This is a genomic window from Microbacterium sp. sgz311019, assembly GCF_056135325.1.
Genome location: NZ_JBWAXO010000004.1, coordinates 162,029 through 177,500 on the forward strand (window position 1 = coordinate 162,029; position 15,472 = coordinate 177,500).

Below are 15,472 nucleotides of genomic sequence, written 5' to 3' on the forward strand. Positions count from 1 at the left end.
TCCGGATGCCTCAGGGGCGAGGCGGGATGCCGAGTCCTACCTTTGAGGCATGACCACTCCCACCACCGCCGGACCGATGCCCGGGTCCACCGACCGCGTGGCCCCCGCAGCCCCTGCAGCGTCGGCAGCACCCACACCGCCGCCCGCGGCCACCGCGCGGCCCGCGCCGCCCACGCCGACCGCGCGCGTCCGCATCGCGACGCCCGGGCGGGTCGCCGGGTCTGCGCTCCAGCTCGCGGCGTACGGCGCCATCGGCTCCGCCTACTTCGGGATGCTCTTCGCCGTCCTCGCGACCGGCATCGGGCTGCTCTTCGTCTTCGGCATCGGCATCCTCCTGCTCATCGCCCTCGAATACCTGCTCTTCGCCCTGGGATGGGCCGAGGTGGCCCGGGTCGATGGCCTGTACGGGTTCGGGCTGGCGCCCCGCCGGCCGCGGACGAGCGGCCGCCCCGGCTTCAGCGGCTTCCTCCGCACGCTGGGGCTGCAGTTCATCGACCCGTCCATGTGGCGTGCGGTCGCCAGTGCCGCGATCGCGACGGTCTTCGGTCTCGTCGTCCTCGCACAGGTGCGGAGCATCGCCTCGGGCTTCGCCATGCTGTTCCTCCCCGTGACGGGGAGCCCTGACCAGGTCGGCATCAGCGGCACCGGCATCGCGGTGCCTCTGGCCTGGGCCGTGCCGGTCGGCCTCGGGCAGATCATCATCGGCCTCGCCATCATCATCGGTCTCGCTCTCCTGGACGGGCTTCTCGTCCGCGTGATCCTCGTGCCGTCGCGTGAGGCGGCGCTCGCCGAGCAGGCGCGCACATCGCAGGCGCAGCGCGCCGGCGCGGTCCGCGCGGCCGATGTCGAGCGCACGCGCATCGAGCGCGACCTGCACGACGGCGTCCAGCCGCGGCTGGTCTCGGTCGGGATGACGCTGGGCCTCGCCCAGCAGAAGATCGACGACGACCCCGAAGCCGCGAAGGCGCTCATCGCGGAGGCGCACGCCTCGACCAAGGCGGCGATCACGGAGCTCCGGCAACTGGCCCGCGGCATCCACACCTCCGTCCTCACCGATCGCGGACTCGATGCCGCCCTCTCCGCCCTTGCGGCGCGGTCGCCCGTGCCCGTCGTGCTCGACGTCCGGCTCGAGCACCGGTGCAACCCCGACGTCGAGGCGGCCGTCTACTTTGTGATCGCCGAGGCCCTCACGAACGCCGCGAAGCATTCGCGCGCCGCCCAGTGCCGCGTGCTCGTGCGGCAGCGGGTCGCCGAACCCACCCCGGGCGCCACCGCGACACCGGCCGGAACCGGCATCCTGTGGGCGCGCATCGAGGACGACGGCATCGGCGGCGCGACGATCGTGCCCGGCGGCGGACTCGACGGACTCGGCAACCGGGTGCTCGGCGTCGGCGGCACGTTCCGCCTGGAGAGCCCGGTCGGCGGACCGACCACGGTGGAGGTGAGCATCCCGTGCGCGTTCTGATCTGCGAGGACTCGGTCCTCCTCCGCGAGGGCCTCGTGCGGCTGCTCGAGGATGCCGGCCACACGGTGGTCGCCGCCCTGCCCGACGCCTCCGGAGTCGACGAGGTCGCGCGCACGCAGGCGCCGGATCTCTGCATCCTGGATGTCCGCCTGCCGCCGACGCACACCGACGAGGGCATCCGTGCGGCGCTGCGGCTGCGGGCCGAGAACCCAGAGCTGCCGGTGCTCGTCCTCTCCCAGTACGTCGAGGAGCGGTACGCGACCGAGCTGATCGCAGGCAGGGGCGGAGCCCTCGGCTACCTGCTCAAAGACCGCGTGGCCGACGTCGGGGACTTCCTCGAAACCGTCACCCAGATCGCCGGCGGCGCGACGGTGTTCGACCCCGAGGTGGTCGCGCAGCTGCTCGGGCGGCGCACGCGGGATGAGCGGATGCAGCGGCTCACCGACCGCGAGTCCACGGTCCTGGCGCTCATCGCGGAGGGCAAGTCGAACCAGGCCATCGCCCAGACGCTGCACATCAGCGAGGGCAGCGTCGAGAAGCACATCACCTCCGTGTTCCAGAAGCTCGACCTCGAGCCCGACGAATCCGGTAACCGCCGCGTCCTCGCGGCCCTCGCGCACATTTCGCACAGCGGCGCCCAGCCGCAGACAGGAGAACTCCGATGAGCACTCTCACTCCTCCTCCGCCGGCACCCGCGCCGGCGGCACCCACCCCGTCCGGCCCGAGCGGCGGGGCCCGTGCGGTCGCCATCGTGGCCATCGTCCTCGGCGCCGTCGTCATCCTCGGCACCGCGGCCATCGCCGCATTCGGCACAATGCTCTCGACCACCCATCGGTCGGATGTCGTGACGGCATCGGACGTGTCGGGCGTGGACACCCTGGAGGTCCACCTCAACGCCGGCCGTCTGCAGGTCGAGTTCGCCGATGTCGCGCAGCCGCGACTCGAGTCCCAGGTCTCCGCGGGCTCCGGTCCGTGGACCATGAAGGTCGACGGCGCGAAGCTCGTCGTCAGCTCACCCGACCGTCGCTTCGGCTGGGACGGGTTCTTCGGGCCGTCCGATCAGGCGACGCTGCGTCTGCCGAACTCGATGCACGGGCTGGATGCTGCGCTGACCGTCGCCGCAGGAGACCTCACGGCGAACGGTGACTTCGGCTCCGTCAACCTCGACCTGCAGGCGGGGTCTGCGCGCGTCGACGGCTCGGCCACGGACCTCCTCGCCAAGACCAGCGCCGGGCGAGGGGACCTCGACCTGTCCGGCGTCAACACGGCCGACCTCACGGTCACGGCCGGGGCGATGAACGCCGTGCTCCGTGGCAGCCAGCCGAGTCGGACGACCGTGCAGGTGGATGCGGGTGCCCTGACCCTCTCGCTTCCGCAGGGCTCGTACGACGTGACGTCCGACGTCTCCGCCGGGCACGTCGACAACCGGCTGTCGACGCAGTCGGGGGCCTCCAGCACCGTGGACGTTCACGTGTCGGCCGGTCAGGTGACGCTGCAGCCGACCCCGTGACGACGAGACGGATGCGGGGGATGCCGGGGCGTCCCCTGCATCCGTCTTGAGGTTCAGCGGACAGTCCGCGCGGCGGGCGCACCGGCGTCTGCGCCAGGTGTCACCATGGTCCCCATGGCACTCGACCGGATCAGTCTCGTCATCCCACCCGTCGGCGCGTGGCGCGAGCAGCAGCGCTGGTACCGCTGGGCCGAGGACGTCGGCTACGACGCGGTGTACACCTACGACCACCTCACCCACGCCACCTCCCCCGGAATGTGGCTGGGTGAGGCGTTCACCACCCTGACGGCCGCGGCGGCCGTGACCGAGCGGATCAGGCTGGGCACGCTGGTGGCCTCCGCCGTCCTGCGCACCCCGGTCGCCCTGGCCCGTGTCGCGATGACCGTGCAGGACATCACGGGTGGCCGGCTGGTCCTCGGTCTCGGCATGGGCTCGCCGACCTGCGCGCTCGCCGATCACGGGCGGCGCGATGAGCTCGGCGAGATGTCGGCACGCTTCGCCGACGTCGTCCGCGGCTACCTCGCCGTGCTCGACGGCGCCACCGACTGGGAGGGCGGGACCATCTCGTTCCGCGGACTCGAGACGACAGCCATGCCGGAGGGCGCCGAGGCGCCCGAGCTCATGCTCGCCGCGCACGGGCCGCGTGCCCTCGCGCTCGCGGCGGCGCACGCCGACTCCTGGAACACGTACGGCGGCCCGGGATCGACGACGCTCGAGGCCGAGGACTTCTGGGCACTTCTCGGCACCCAGCTGTCGGGCTTCTCCGACGGGTGCGCGGCGGTGGGCCGTGATCCGGGGTCGGTGCGACGGTCGCTGCTGCTCGGCTTCGGTCGGGTTCGTCCGACGGCGAGCGTCGACGACTACGTCGTCGCGGCCGAGCGCGCGGCCGGCCTGGGCTTCGACGAGCTCGTCGTCTACGGCCCCGAATCGCCGGCCGGGATGGGGTCCGACCCGGGCGTGCACGAGCAGGCGCTCGCGCGCTTGCGCTGATCTGCCGGCTGAGGCTTCAGGCGGACGGGTCGAGAGGCCCGCGGGTCAGGGATGCCGCGCCGGCGGCGAAGCCCTCGGCGTACGCCTCGTCCGCGCCCTGGTGGAACATGTCGCGCTCGGCGGGCCGCACGATCGAGCGCGCCCCCGGGAGGTCGAGCGAGCCGACGAGATCAGCACGTCCGCGGACGACCGCGACCGGCAGCCGCGCGGCCTTGCCCTTGACGAGATCCGTGGCCGCCGCGAGCTCGTCGGCGACGCAGGGGAGGGTGACGACCAGCGGGCGGCCCTCGGCATCCGTCGTTCCGCGCAGGTCGTCGAAGACGTGGATGCCGGCTGCCCCGATCGCCGAGTCGGTCTGACCCTCGCGCCAGGCGCGGCCGAGGGTGTCGGAGACGATGACTCCGACCTCGATGCCGAGGCGCTCCCGCAGGCCGGCCGCGAGGCCACGGGCCGACGCGTCCGGGTCCTCGGGCAGCAGCAGGACCGTGCCCTCGGGCGTGTTCGACGCATCCACTCCCGCGGCGGCCGCCACGATGCCCAGACGGTTCTCGACGATCCGGGTCGTGTGGCCCGTGTCGGAGGTGCGGGATGCGACGAGCCGCACCGTCTCGGCCGTGATCGCGTCCTCGCGGTCGGCGGCAGTCACGAAGCGATCCTCGGCCTTGGAGACGATCTTCGAAGTGACGACGAGGATGTCGCCGTCGCGAAGGCTGTCGCCCGCAGCGTCTGCGATCAGAGCGACGAGGTCGGCGCCGGCGGTGATCTCGGGGATGCCGGGCAGCGCCCAGACCGTCAGCACGCCCGGACGATCAGCGGACGAAGCGGACTTCGGTCAGCGTCTCGCCGAGGAACGGCTCGGTGTGCTGAGCGCCGTCGAGCTGGAAGCCGTTTCGCTCATAGAAGCGGTGCGCACGGGGGTTGTCGTCGGCGACCCACAGGTAGATGGACTCGCCCTCCTCGACGGCCGCGTCGAACAGCTGCTGGCCGATGCCGGTGCCGTGGTAAGCGTCGAGCAGGTAGATGAAGTAGAGCTCACGGAAGCGCGGAGCATCCTTGTCGCGTGCGGGGCCCGAACCCACGAAGCCGACGATCTCGCCGTCGACCAGCGCGGCCCGCATGGTGAACTCCGGACCCTGGGCGGCCCAGTGGGTCCACAGTTCGGCGAGGCGCTTGGGCGAGACGGCCTCGAGCGCGGCCTTGCTGATCAGGTGGTCGTAGGTCTCATGCCAGCACGTCGCGTGCACGCGGCCGAGGGCTTCCGCATCCACGTCACGGACCGGACGGACAACGACTTCGGTGTGCATCTCGGTAGCCATGCGCGAGACTCTACGCGGGTCCCGCCGAGACCGGAAATCGAGGGAACGGCAGGTGAACGGGGGGTGCCGAGCGGATGCGAAAGTCGTCCGCGGTTCAGTCAACTGCTCGGTGGTCGCCCGGTCGCGAACGGCTCATGCTGTAGGCATTCCACAATCCAATCGGCAGAACAATCGAGGAAGGCTACGATCGCCCCTCGTGAACGTGATCTGGCGAACGCTCCTCGTGCACCTCGCGGCCCGGCGTCGACTGCGACGCGGCCAGGCGCTGGCGCCGTCGGAGGTGAGCCGCATCCGGCTGACCACGCTGCCGACGGACATCGACATCCTTCGGCACATGAACAACGGCCGCTACCTGTCGCTCTTCGACCTGGGCCGCTGGGACCTGCTCGTGCGGACCGGGATCTGGGATGCGATGAGCACGCACGGGTGGTACGCCGTGGTGTCGTCGGAGACGGTCACGTTCCGCAAGTCGCTAGAGCTGTGGCAGCGGTTCGTCGTCGAGTCGCGGATGCTCGGCCACGACGACCGCGCCGTGTACATGGAGCATCGTGCGGTGGTGGACGGCGAGGTCTATGCGCGCGCCATCGTGCGGGCCCGCCTGCTCAAGAAGGCCGGCGGCACCCTGTCTCACGATGAGCTGTTCGCCGCGGTCGGGCGCCCCGAGGGCGTGCCGGACGTCGAGCCGTGGGTGCACGAATGGGCCGCCGCATCCGCCCTGCCCTCCACACGCCGACCGGCGCCGAGCGTGTGGCATTGATCGCGGGATAGCGCACCGCTCCGTCTCGGTCAACCCCGTTTGCGATGCTCGCGTCGTGGGGTTTCGTGGACCGTCGAGCGCTGGTGTCCCGATCGGCGCACGAAGGAAGGAGTGCGCCATGGATTCGAGCACCCTCATCTGGATCGTCGTCGGCATCATCGCCGTCCTGGTGATCGTCGGCGTCGTCATCGCCCTCATGGCAGCGAGCCGTGGGCGCCGTGAGCACCGCCTGGAGGTCCGGCACGACAAGGCCGAGGAGATGCGCGACGATGCGCGGGAGACCGCGATCAGGGCGCAGCAGCACGAGGCCGAGGCGGCTCGAGCCCGCGCCGACGCCGCTGCCGCCGCTGCCGCGGCCGAGGACGCCAAGGCGCGCGCCGCGCAGGCATCGGTCGACGCCCGGCGCCGCTCAGCCGCCATCGACGACCACCGGACCGAAGCCGAGAAGCTCCGCGAGCAGGAGGCCGAGACGCGTCGCAAGGCGGATCAGACCGACCCCTATGTGAACGACGACGGATCCCCGACGACGGCTGACCCCGCGCGCGTGTCGAACACCCCGCCGCCGGATCGCCGGCCGGCCTGATCAGCCGACCGCGTCGATGAACTGCTGCTGGGTCATGCCGTAGCTGATCCGCACGCGAGGCAGTTCGAGCTTGGTCGCCCCCGCATGCACGTATCCGTGCTCCGTGGTGACGGCCATCTCGAATCCCGCCTCGCGCAGACCCTCCTCGGCGGTCGCGTCGAAGTGCCCGAACGGATACGCGAGCACCTCACGCGCGCCGCCGAGGATCTGCACGGAGGTGTCGAGGTCGGCCACGATCTGCGGCACCGTGAAGTTCACCATCTTGCCCTTGCCGTTCGCGCCGGCCGAGTGCATGTCGTTCGTGTGTGAGCGCTGGAGCACATAGACCGACGGCGAGGGCGCCTGCCGGTATCTCGTGATGACGAAGGAGGTCGTCAGCACCTTGTACTTCGTCACGATCGGAACGCCCATGCTCTCCCATGTCGGGTCGGCATCGTCGTCGGTGACGATGACCGAGTGGTGCGGCAGATACAGCTTTCCGTCGATGAAGGCGTTCAGCTCGTCCCACGTCGGAAGGTAGAACCTCTTCTGGGCGAGATAGGCGATGTTCTGCTGAAACGCGCCGATGTCGTCGTAGTTCGCCTTGAGCCGGCCGTTGTTCCCCGCAGGGTTCTGGGTGAACTGGTGGTACATCAGGATCGGCACGCCGACCTTCTGGGCGGCGACGGCAGCCGACGTCATCCATCCGCCGTAGAGGGTCTCGGAGCCGGACGGGCAGGCGACGATCTGTGCGCCGTTGACCCGCGCCAGCTGGTGGACGGATGCCGCATCCGCCGCGGTGCGGTACCACCCCGTGAAGACCTCGCCGCTGCGCTCGGGGATCGGCAGCTGGTCGTACAGGGTGCCGATGAGCTGCGACTGGGCCGCCACGTGGATGTCCGGGCCCGCGAACTCGACGGTGCACTGGTCGGGCTCGGCCGCCGCGGCGCGCGGGACATGCGCGATCGCTGCCGCGGTGACGTGCGACGGCGCGGGGGATCGGCCGCCCATCGCAGCGGTGACGCCGGTGACGATGAGGGTGCCGACGACCAGGCAGGCGGCGCCGACGATCATCCAGGCGAGTGGGCCACCCGGGCGTCGCGAAGGGGAGGGCATCGGGCATGCTCCTGGCAGGGGAGAGATTCGGGTCGAGCGATGCTACGTCGGCAGAGTGGATGAGGGCTGTGAGCGACGCGCCGTGAATGCGTCGCGCAAGGCCTCCCGCATGGCGGAGACCGCCGGCTGAGCGGCCGCCGACGTGCGCGTGGCGGTGAAGATCTCGCGGCTCGGACGACCGGGCAGCTCCACGAGCCGGACGTTCGCCCGCTGATCGGTCCAGAGGAGATCCGGTAGCAACCCGACCGCATGCCCTGTCGCAATGAGCCGCGCGTGCGCGGTGAGATCGGCGATCTCGAAGCGGACGTCGGGCTCGAAGCCCGCGGCACGGCACTGCTGCACAGCCCACTGACGGGCTGCCGTGCCTTCGGGCTCCATGACCCAGGCGCGTCCCGAGAGCTCCGCGAGAGACCGCGCGTCGTCGCCGGGCGGGGTCGCGAGACGGATGGCGTCGCCGCCGATCGTCTCGCGAGTGAGACCGCTCACCCGCTCGCGGGTGTGGCCGGGGTACTGCTCGGCGACGACGAGGTCGACTCCCCGGGCGACGAGCTCGAACAGCCCCTCCTCGGGCGGCAGCTCGGCGACCTCGACGCGCAGGCGCGGGATGCGCAGGGCGAGCAGATCGAGGGCGGCGGGAAGGATGCCGTGCGCCGCGGTCTGGAAGGCCGCCACCCGCACACGGCCCGATCCGGGCTCCAGCGCGGCGAGCTCGCCGCGCACCCGTTCCTCGAGTTCCAGCGCCCGTGAGGCATGCGCCGCGAGGGCCGCACCGTACTCCGTGAGCCGCACCCGCCGACCGTCGGGCTCGAGCAGCGGGACGCCCGCATCCTTCTCCAGCTGCGCCAGCTGCTGCGACACCGTGGACGGGCTGTACGACAGGGCCTCGGCGACCGCGGCCAAAGTGCCGCGCAACGCGAGCTCGTGCAGCAGACGGAGGCGGCGCAGCTCGAACAACGCGGGCAGCTCCCTTCAGCTTATTCGATCGGTACTCATCGTAGACGGTCGCTTTTGTCGATGGGTCAAGCGAGGCAAGCTGGATGCATCCCCTCTGCCCTCTTGCAGCGAAGCAGGTCCTCATGTCAGTCCCCACGCCTTCTCCCCGAGCCGCGGGCTCGTCGCTCGGAGCCTCCGGGCACGCGGGCTCGCCCACGACGCCCTCCCCGCGGACCAGCGGGGACCTCGCCGACCGTGCGATCGCCCTCGCCGAGCGCTGGGTGCGCGAGGCCGCGGCGGCAGACGTCGACCCCTCCGCCGAGCGGCTCGCCGGCGTGCTGCGCGACGAGAACGGGCTGCCGTTCACCATCGGGTTCGTCGACGGTGTGATGCGGCCCGAGAGCCTCTCGGCCGCAGCATCCCACCTGCATCGCGTCGCCCCGCTCGTGCCGGGATTCCTGCCGTGGTACCTCCGCGCCGCGGTCCGCACCGGCGGCGCCGTGGCCCCGCTGCTGCCCACCCCCACCGTGCCGATCGCCCGCCGCGTGCTGCGCGAGATGGTCGGACACCTGATCGTGGACGCGCGCCCCGAGAAGCTCGGCGCGGCGCTCGATAAGATCCGCGCGGGCGGCCACCGGCTGAACCTCAACCTCCTGGGCGAGGCGGTGCTGGGCGAGACCGAGGCGCTGCGTCGGCTGGACGGCATCCATGAGCTGATCCGCCGTCCGGACGTCGACTACGTGTCCGTCAAGGTCTCGGCCGTCGCGAGCCACATCTCGATGTGGGCGTTCGACGAGGTCGTCGACAAGGTGGTCGAGCGACTGACGCCGCTGTATCTGACCGCCGCTCAGGACGCGACCTTCATCAACCTCGACATGGAGGAGTACCGCGACCTCGACCTGACGATCGCGGTGTTCACCCGCATCCTCTCCGACCCGCGCCTGAAGACGCTCGAGGCGGGGATCGTGCTGCAGGCCTACCTGCCCGACGCCCTCCCGGCGCTCGACCGCCTGACCGCGTGGGCGCAGGAGCACGTCGCAGACGGCGGCGCACCGATCAAGATCCGGCTCGTGAAGGGCGCGAACCTCGCCATGGAGCGGGTGGATGCCGCCATGCACGGATGGCCGCTCGCGACCTACGGGTCGAAGCTCGACTCCGACGCGAACTACATCCGGTGCCTCGGCGTCGCGCTGCACCGCGAGCGCGTGGATGCCGTGCGCATCGGCATCGCGGGGCACAACCTCTTCGACGTCGCCTACGCCTGGCTGCTCGCCGGAGAGCGCGGGGTGCGCGACCGGGTGGAGTTCGAGATGCTGCTCGGCATGGCCCAGGGGCAGGTCGCGGCCGTGACCCGCGAGGTCGGCGAGGTGCTGCTCTATGTGCCGGTCGTGCGGCCCGACGAGTTCGACGTCGCCATCAGCTACCTCGTGCGTCGGCTCGAGGAGAACGCGTCCGACGAGAACTTCCTCTCGGCCGCGTTCCATCTCGCCGACGAGCCGACGCTCTTCGAGCGCGAGCGCGACCGATTCGTCGCGTCGCTCGAACGGTCGATCGATCCGGCGCTGCCGACAGGACCGAACCGCCGGCAGGATCGCGCGGCCGAGCCGGCGCCCGGGGTGCGATCGCGGCTGCGCGACGCGGCTCGCGGGGACGACGACGCGCTGACCGAGGCCGTGCTCGGCATCGCCCGGGGCTCACGGACCGCGGAGCCCGCCGACACGCAGCCCCTCGAGCCGAGCGCCGAATCGCAGCGGTTCGGCAAGGACGACTACGTCGAGACCGCCGTCTACGCGGCCCGCGAGTCGGGCGCGGGGGCGGCCGGTGCCCCGGGCTTCCGCAACACGCCCGACTCCGACCCCGCGCTGCCCGCGAACCGTGCGTGGGCGCGCGACATCGTGTCGCGCATCGAGACGTCCACGCTGGGGGATTCGACGCTCGCCGACGCGCGCGTCACCGACGAGGGCACCCTCGAGCAGATCGTGGCGGGCGTGCGGGAGGCCGCCGCATCCTGGGGATCCCGTCCCGCCGCCGAGCGCTCGGCCGTGCTCCTGGCCGCGGCCCGCGCCCTCGAGGCGCGACGCGGGGACCTCATCGAGGTCGCCGCGTCCGAGACCGGCAAGGTCTTCGCCGAGGGCGATGTCGAGGTGAGCGAGGCCGTCGACTTCGCGAACTACTACGCGGCGACCGTGCGGGAGCTCGACCGGGTCAGCGGTGCGGTCTTCGTGCCGGCGCGACTCACCGTCGTCACGCCCCCGTGGAACTTCCCCGTCGCGATCCCCGCCGGCGGAGTGATCGCCGCGCTCGCCGCCGGATCGGGCGTGGTGTTCAAGCCCGCGCCGCAGGCGCGCCGGTGCGCCGCCGTGATCGCCGAGGCGCTGTGGGAGGCCGGCGTCCCGCGCGACGTCCTCGCACTCGTCGACATCGAGGAGGGCGCGCTCGGCAAGCAGCTGGTCGCGCACCCGGATGTCGATCGCGTCATCCTCACCGGGTCGTACGAGACGGCGGCGCTGTTCCGCTCGTGGCGGCCCGAGCTGCCGCTCCTCGCGGAGACCAGCGGCAAGAACGCCATGATCGTCATGCCGACGGCCGACCTCGACCTCGCCGCGTCCGATCTCGTCAAGAGCGCCTTCGGACACGCCGGACAGAAGTGCTCCGCCGCCTCGCTCGCGATCCTCGTCGGGCCGGTCGGGAGGTCTCGGCGGTTCGCGCGACAGCTGGTGGATGCCGCGACCTCGCTGCGCGTCGGGGCCCCGTCCGATCCGCTCGCCGAGGTCGGACCGGTGATCGAGGTGCCGCAAGGCAAGCTCGAGTGGGCGCTCACGACCCTCGATGAGGGCGAGGATTGGCTGCTTCAGCCTCGCACGGTGGATGCGGGACCCGAGCTCGAGGGCCGGCTGTGGTCTCCCGGCATCCGCGTCGGCGTGCGCCCGGGTTCGCGATTCCACAAGGAGGAGTTCTTCGGGCCGGTGCTCGGCGTCATGCACGCACCCACCCTGAGTGCTGCGATCGAGCTGCAGAACGCGGTCGCGTACGGCCTCACCGCCGGTCTCTACACGCAGAGCCCGGACGACCTTCGCCTGTGGCTCGACAACGTGCAGGCGGGCAACCTCTACGTCAACCGCGGCATCACAGGCGCCATCGTGCAGCGCCAGCCCTTCGGCGGCTGGAAGCGCTCGTCGGTCGGTGCCGGGGCGAAGGCCGGCGGCCCCAACTACCTGGTCGGGCTCGGGTCGTGGCGGGCGTCGTCGGGCGGAGGGTCATCGACGCTGCACCTGCGCGGCCTCGACTCCCGCATCACGTCGCTCATGGAGGCCGCCCAGCCGGCGCTCGACTACCCCGCGTTCGAATGGCTGCGCCGCGCCGCCCTGTCCGATGCCGTCGCATGGGATCGGGAGTTCGGACAGGTTCGCGACGTGTCGAGGCTCGAGGTGGAGCGCAACCTGTTCCGGTACCGCCCGATCGAGGTCTCGGTGCGCGCCGTTTCCGCGGCGTCGCTGCAGGAGGTGCTGCGCGTCGCGATCGCCGGCGTGCGTGCCGGAGGCCGGTTCGCCCTCTCGCTCGCCACGGGGCTCCCGGCCGGCGTCGGCCGAGTGCTGTCCGAAGCCGGCGTCGCCGTTCACGTCGAGACCGACGACGAGTGGATCGCGCGCATCGTCGCCTCCGACGCCTCCCGTGCCCGGCTCGTCGGGTCGCGGGAGGCCGTCGCAGACCTCCACCGCCGCGTCGCCGAGGCGACCGGAGGAAGCCCCGACCTGGCGGTCTACGACAACGAGGTGACGACGGCCGGCCGTCTCGAGCTGCTGCCGTTCGTGCACGAGCAGTCGGTCACGATCACCGCCCACCGCTTCGGCAACCCGGACGACTGGAGTGAGGCCGTCATCTGACCGCCGTGATGCGCTGTGTCAGGGGTGGACTTCGACCTCGATCAGCTCTGTTCCCGGTTCGATGGTGAAGGCCGCACTTCCCACGCGGGTCGTCACGGGGAGCGACACCTCGTTGTGGAAGCGGCGCGAGCGGTCGAGATCACACATGCAACCCCGCATCCTCCAGGGTGCACGCGATCATCGCGGACCCTCCGGCTCGTCCGGGAACCCCGTCGACTCGCGACGCACGACCTGGAACGCGGGCCGTATCGTCCGCGGTGGAATGCGCTCACCTTTCTCATTGATGCGCTCGATCAACAGGTCGACGGCGAGCCGGGCGATCTCCGTCCGGCCCGGGTCGATCGTCGACATCGACGGCACCGAGAACTGTGACTCCTCGACGTTGTCGAAGCCGATCACGGCGACATCGTCGGGCACGCGCGCCCCGGACTCGCCGAGAGCGCGGAGCACACCGAGACCGAGAGTGTCATTGAGGGCGAAGACGGCGTCGAAATCGATGCCCTCGGCCAGCAGGTCGCGCGTCGCGGTGGCTCCTGCCTGCCGCGTCCATCTCTCGGCGCGACGGACCAGGATGGGATCGAACGGGATGCCGGCGCGCTCCAGAGCCCGCCGGTATCCCTGCAGCCGAAGGTTGGCCGAGCTGGCGACATCGGGATGCTCACCCGTCTCGCCCACGACGGCGATCCGACGGCGGCCGACGCCGAGCAGATGCTCGACCGCCGCCTCCGCCGCAGAGACGTTGTGCATCGCGACGTGGTCGGTCGGCCCACCGAAGATCCGCTCGCCGAGCAGCACCAGCGGCAGGTCCGAGTTCAGCAGATCGACGTCGTCCTGACCCAGCGAAACGGGGCTGAACAGCAGTCCGTCGAGGAATCGCAGGCGGCCGCCCGTCACGGCTTGGATCTCGCTCTCACGAGCCTCGTTGGTCTGCTCGACGACCACCCCGAGTCCGCGCTTCTGCGCCGCCTCGATGACGGCATCCGCGAGCTCCGCGAAGTAGTTCTCGCGCAGCTTCGGCACGGTCAAGCCGATGATGCCGGTTCTGCCGGACCTCAGGCCACGAGCCGACAGGTTCGGGCGATAGTCGAGTTCGTCGATGGCGGCCAGGACCCGGGCTTTCGTCCGGGGGCGGACGTGCGGGTAGTCGTTGATGACGTTCGAAACGGTCTTGATGGAGACGCCGGCGACCCGGGCGACATCGTGCATGGTGGTCCCCATCGACCCTCCGTTCTTCCTGACTCTTCCTCTCGAAGCAAGATACCGCAACGCATTTCTAACGTTATTCCGGTGTCGCTCGCGGGCGATGCAACATGACGGATTCGTCCTTTCCGAACGCAGTGCGCCCGAACCGAACAGCCCTTGACACCGGCGCTCGCGGTAGTCATAGTCTGTACTACAACGTTGGAAATGCAACGTTGTAGATCGCGATTCGGCATCCTCCCGAGACCGACGCGAGGCCGATGCGGGCCGCGCGTTCTCGCCGCATTGCGGTGCACCGACAATGAGGTCCAGCATCCGAAAGGAATCGATCAGTGAAGAGGAACAGAGTCATCGCCCTCATGGCGAGCGTGATGCTGGCGGGCGTGCTCGCCGGCTGCTCGGGTGGTGGCGGGGGCGCGAGCACGGGCAATGCGAACGCCAACGGCAACACATCGAACTGCACGAACAAGATCGTCAAGAAGGACGCCCCGGTCGTCACCCTCTGGGCGTGGTATCCGAACACCGAGAAGGTCGTCGACAACTTCAACAACGCCCACAGCGACGTCCAGGTCTGCTGGACGAACGCGGGCGCCGGCGGCGCGGAGTACGACAAGTTCCAGACGGCGGTCTCCGCCGGCACCGGTGCTCCTGACGTCGTCATGCTCGAGGCGGACCGCATCCCGACGTTCCAGGTCCAGAACGCGCTCGTCGATCTGAAGAACCTCGGCTACAAGGACGTGAAGGACAACTTCAGCGAGGGCGCCTGGAAGGACGTCTCCGTCGGCAGCGGCGTCTACGGCGCTCCGATCGACGGCGGCCCGATGGGGATGATCTACCGGAAGGACATCTTCGACAAGTACGGCATCACGACGCCGCCCAAGACCTGGGACGAGTACGCGGCGGATGCCCAGAAGGTGAAGGATGCCGGCGGCCCGCTGTTCGGCGACTTCCCCGCCAACCAGCCCGCCTACGTCACCGCCCTGCTGTACAACAACGGCGCGAGCCCTTTCACCTACGACACCGCCAACAAGGGCACGATCGGCATCAAGCTGAACGACGCCGCGTCCAAGCAGGTGCTCGACTACTGGGCCGGGCTCGTCTCGAAGGGACTGGTCGGCAAGCAGGACCAGTTCACCCCGGAGTACATCTCGGGTGTGATCGGCGGCAAGTACGCGACCTACCTGTCGGCCGCGTGGGCGCCGGGCTACCTCCAGGGTGCCGGTGTGGGCAAGGGTGCTGACGCGAACGTGTGGGCGACCGCACCGCTGCCGCAGTGGGACCCGAACAACCCCATCTCGGTGAACTGGGGCGGATCGGCGTTCTCGGTCACGAAGCAGGCGAAGGACCCGAAACTGGCCGCCAAGGTCGCCTTCGGGGTCTACGCCGACGATGCATCGCTCAAGGACGGGTGGCAGAACCAGATCATCTTCCCGCTCAACGTCCACGTGCTGAAGGACCCGGACTTCATCAACGCCGAGGTCAAGTTCTTCAACGGGCAGCAGGCGAACAAGGAGGTCTACGTCCCCGCGGCCAACGCCTACCACGGGATGACGTACACGCCGATCGGGCAGTACTACTACTCCGCGTTCACCAAGCAGATCGCCGCCATCAATGACGGCTCCAAGACGGGGTCTCAGGCGGCGGATGCGCTGCAGGACGACGTCGTGAAGTACGCGAAGGAGCAAGGCTTCACCGTCAACTGACCTGACGCGGAGGGTCGGCCCGCGCCGGGCCGGCCC

General features: G+C 70.5%; 14 protein-coding genes. 8 read left to right on the top strand and 6 right to left on the bottom strand.

Annotated features, from left to right (window positions below):
• The first annotated feature begins 49 nt into the window (after window positions 1-49).
• The 4 genes from AC0NZN_RS08085 to AC0NZN_RS08100 all read left to right on the top strand — a co-directional run bounded on the left by AC0NZN_RS08085 (window position 50) and on the right by AC0NZN_RS08100 (window position 3,965).
• Window positions 50-1,465 (top strand): sensor histidine kinase, encoded by a 1,416-nt coding sequence (locus AC0NZN_RS08085; RefSeq protein WP_474591776.1) that lies wholly within the window; start codon window positions 50-52, stop codon window positions 1,463-1,465.
• Window positions 1,453-2,130: a response regulator gene (locus AC0NZN_RS08090; RefSeq protein ID WP_474591777.1), complete on the top strand. Its 678-nt coding sequence runs from the start codon at window positions 1,453-1,455 to the stop codon at window positions 2,128-2,130. The genes AC0NZN_RS08085 and AC0NZN_RS08090 overlap by 13 nt, the downstream gene beginning before the upstream one ends.
• Window positions 2,127-2,975: a hypothetical protein gene (locus AC0NZN_RS08095; protein WP_474591778.1), complete on the top strand. Its 849-nt coding sequence runs from the start codon at window positions 2,127-2,129 to the stop codon at window positions 2,973-2,975. The genes AC0NZN_RS08090 and AC0NZN_RS08095 overlap by 4 nt, the downstream gene beginning before the upstream one ends.
• 114 nt (window positions 2,976-3,089) lie before the next feature.
• A complete protein-coding gene (locus tag AC0NZN_RS08100; protein WP_474591779.1) occupies window positions 3,090-3,965 on the top strand; it encodes an LLM class flavin-dependent oxidoreductase in 876 nt (291 codons plus the stop codon).
• Between the two features lie 16 nt (window positions 3,966-3,981).
• Here the strand turns inward: AC0NZN_RS08100 and cofE are convergent, their stop codons facing one another.
• Both cofE and AC0NZN_RS08110 read right to left on the bottom strand, forming a co-directional pair.
• Window positions 3,982-4,764 carry a coenzyme F420-0:L-glutamate ligase gene (gene cofE, locus AC0NZN_RS08105; RefSeq protein ID WP_474591780.1) on the bottom strand — a complete coding sequence of 261 codons (783 nt, stop codon included), beginning with the start codon at window positions 4,762-4,764 and terminating at the stop codon, window positions 3,982-3,984.
• 10 nt (window positions 4,765-4,774) lie between these two features.
• Window positions 4,775-5,281 (bottom strand): N-acetyltransferase family protein, encoded by a 507-nt coding sequence (locus AC0NZN_RS08110; protein WP_474591781.1) that lies wholly within the window; start codon window positions 5,279-5,281, stop codon window positions 4,775-4,777.
• Window positions 5,282-5,477: 196 nt separating this feature from the next.
• Here AC0NZN_RS08110 and AC0NZN_RS08115 point away from each other — a divergent pair, with 196 nt between their 5' ends.
• Both AC0NZN_RS08115 and AC0NZN_RS08120 read left to right on the top strand, forming a co-directional pair.
• Complete coding sequence (locus AC0NZN_RS08115) at window positions 5,478-6,038, top strand: acyl-CoA thioesterase (RefSeq protein ID WP_474591782.1); 561 nt, start codon at window positions 5,478-5,480, stop codon at window positions 6,036-6,038.
• 118 nt (window positions 6,039-6,156) lie between these two features.
• Window positions 6,157-6,621 (top strand): hypothetical protein, encoded by a 465-nt coding sequence (locus tag AC0NZN_RS08120; RefSeq protein WP_474591783.1) that lies wholly within the window; start codon window positions 6,157-6,159, stop codon window positions 6,619-6,621.
• Here AC0NZN_RS08120 and AC0NZN_RS08125 read toward each other — a convergent pair whose 3' ends face one another.
• A complete protein-coding gene (locus tag AC0NZN_RS08125; RefSeq protein WP_474591784.1) occupies window positions 6,622-7,716 on the bottom strand; it encodes a polysaccharide deacetylase family protein in 1,095 nt (364 codons plus the stop codon).
• Between the two features lie 42 nt (window positions 7,717-7,758).
• A complete protein-coding gene (locus AC0NZN_RS08130) occupies window positions 7,759-8,670 on the bottom strand; it encodes a LysR family transcriptional regulator (protein WP_474591785.1) in 912 nt (303 codons plus the stop codon).
• Window positions 8,671-8,792: 122 nt separating this feature from the next.
• Here AC0NZN_RS08130 and AC0NZN_RS08135 point away from each other — a divergent pair, with 122 nt between their 5' ends.
• A complete protein-coding gene (locus AC0NZN_RS08135) occupies window positions 8,793-12,533 on the top strand; it encodes a proline dehydrogenase family protein (RefSeq protein WP_474591786.1) in 3,741 nt (1,246 codons plus the stop codon).
• A gap of 18 nt (window positions 12,534-12,551) precedes the next feature.
• Here the strand turns inward: AC0NZN_RS08135 and AC0NZN_RS08140 are convergent, their stop codons facing one another.
• Window positions 12,552-12,680 (bottom strand): hypothetical protein, encoded by a 129-nt coding sequence (locus tag AC0NZN_RS08140; RefSeq protein ID WP_474591787.1) that lies wholly within the window; start codon window positions 12,678-12,680, stop codon window positions 12,552-12,554.
• A gap of 30 nt (window positions 12,681-12,710) precedes the next feature.
• Window positions 12,711-13,751, bottom strand: a complete 1,041-nt coding sequence (locus AC0NZN_RS08145) for a LacI family DNA-binding transcriptional regulator (protein ID WP_474591788.1) — start codon at window positions 13,749-13,751, stop codon at window positions 12,711-12,713.
• A 314-nt stretch (window positions 13,752-14,065) separates the two neighbouring features.
• Here AC0NZN_RS08145 and AC0NZN_RS08150 point away from each other — a divergent pair, with 314 nt between their 5' ends.
• Window positions 14,066-15,436, top strand: a complete 1,371-nt coding sequence (locus tag AC0NZN_RS08150; protein ID WP_474591789.1) for an ABC transporter substrate-binding protein — start codon at window positions 14,066-14,068, stop codon at window positions 15,434-15,436.
• Window positions 15,437-15,472 lie beyond the last annotated feature (36 nt).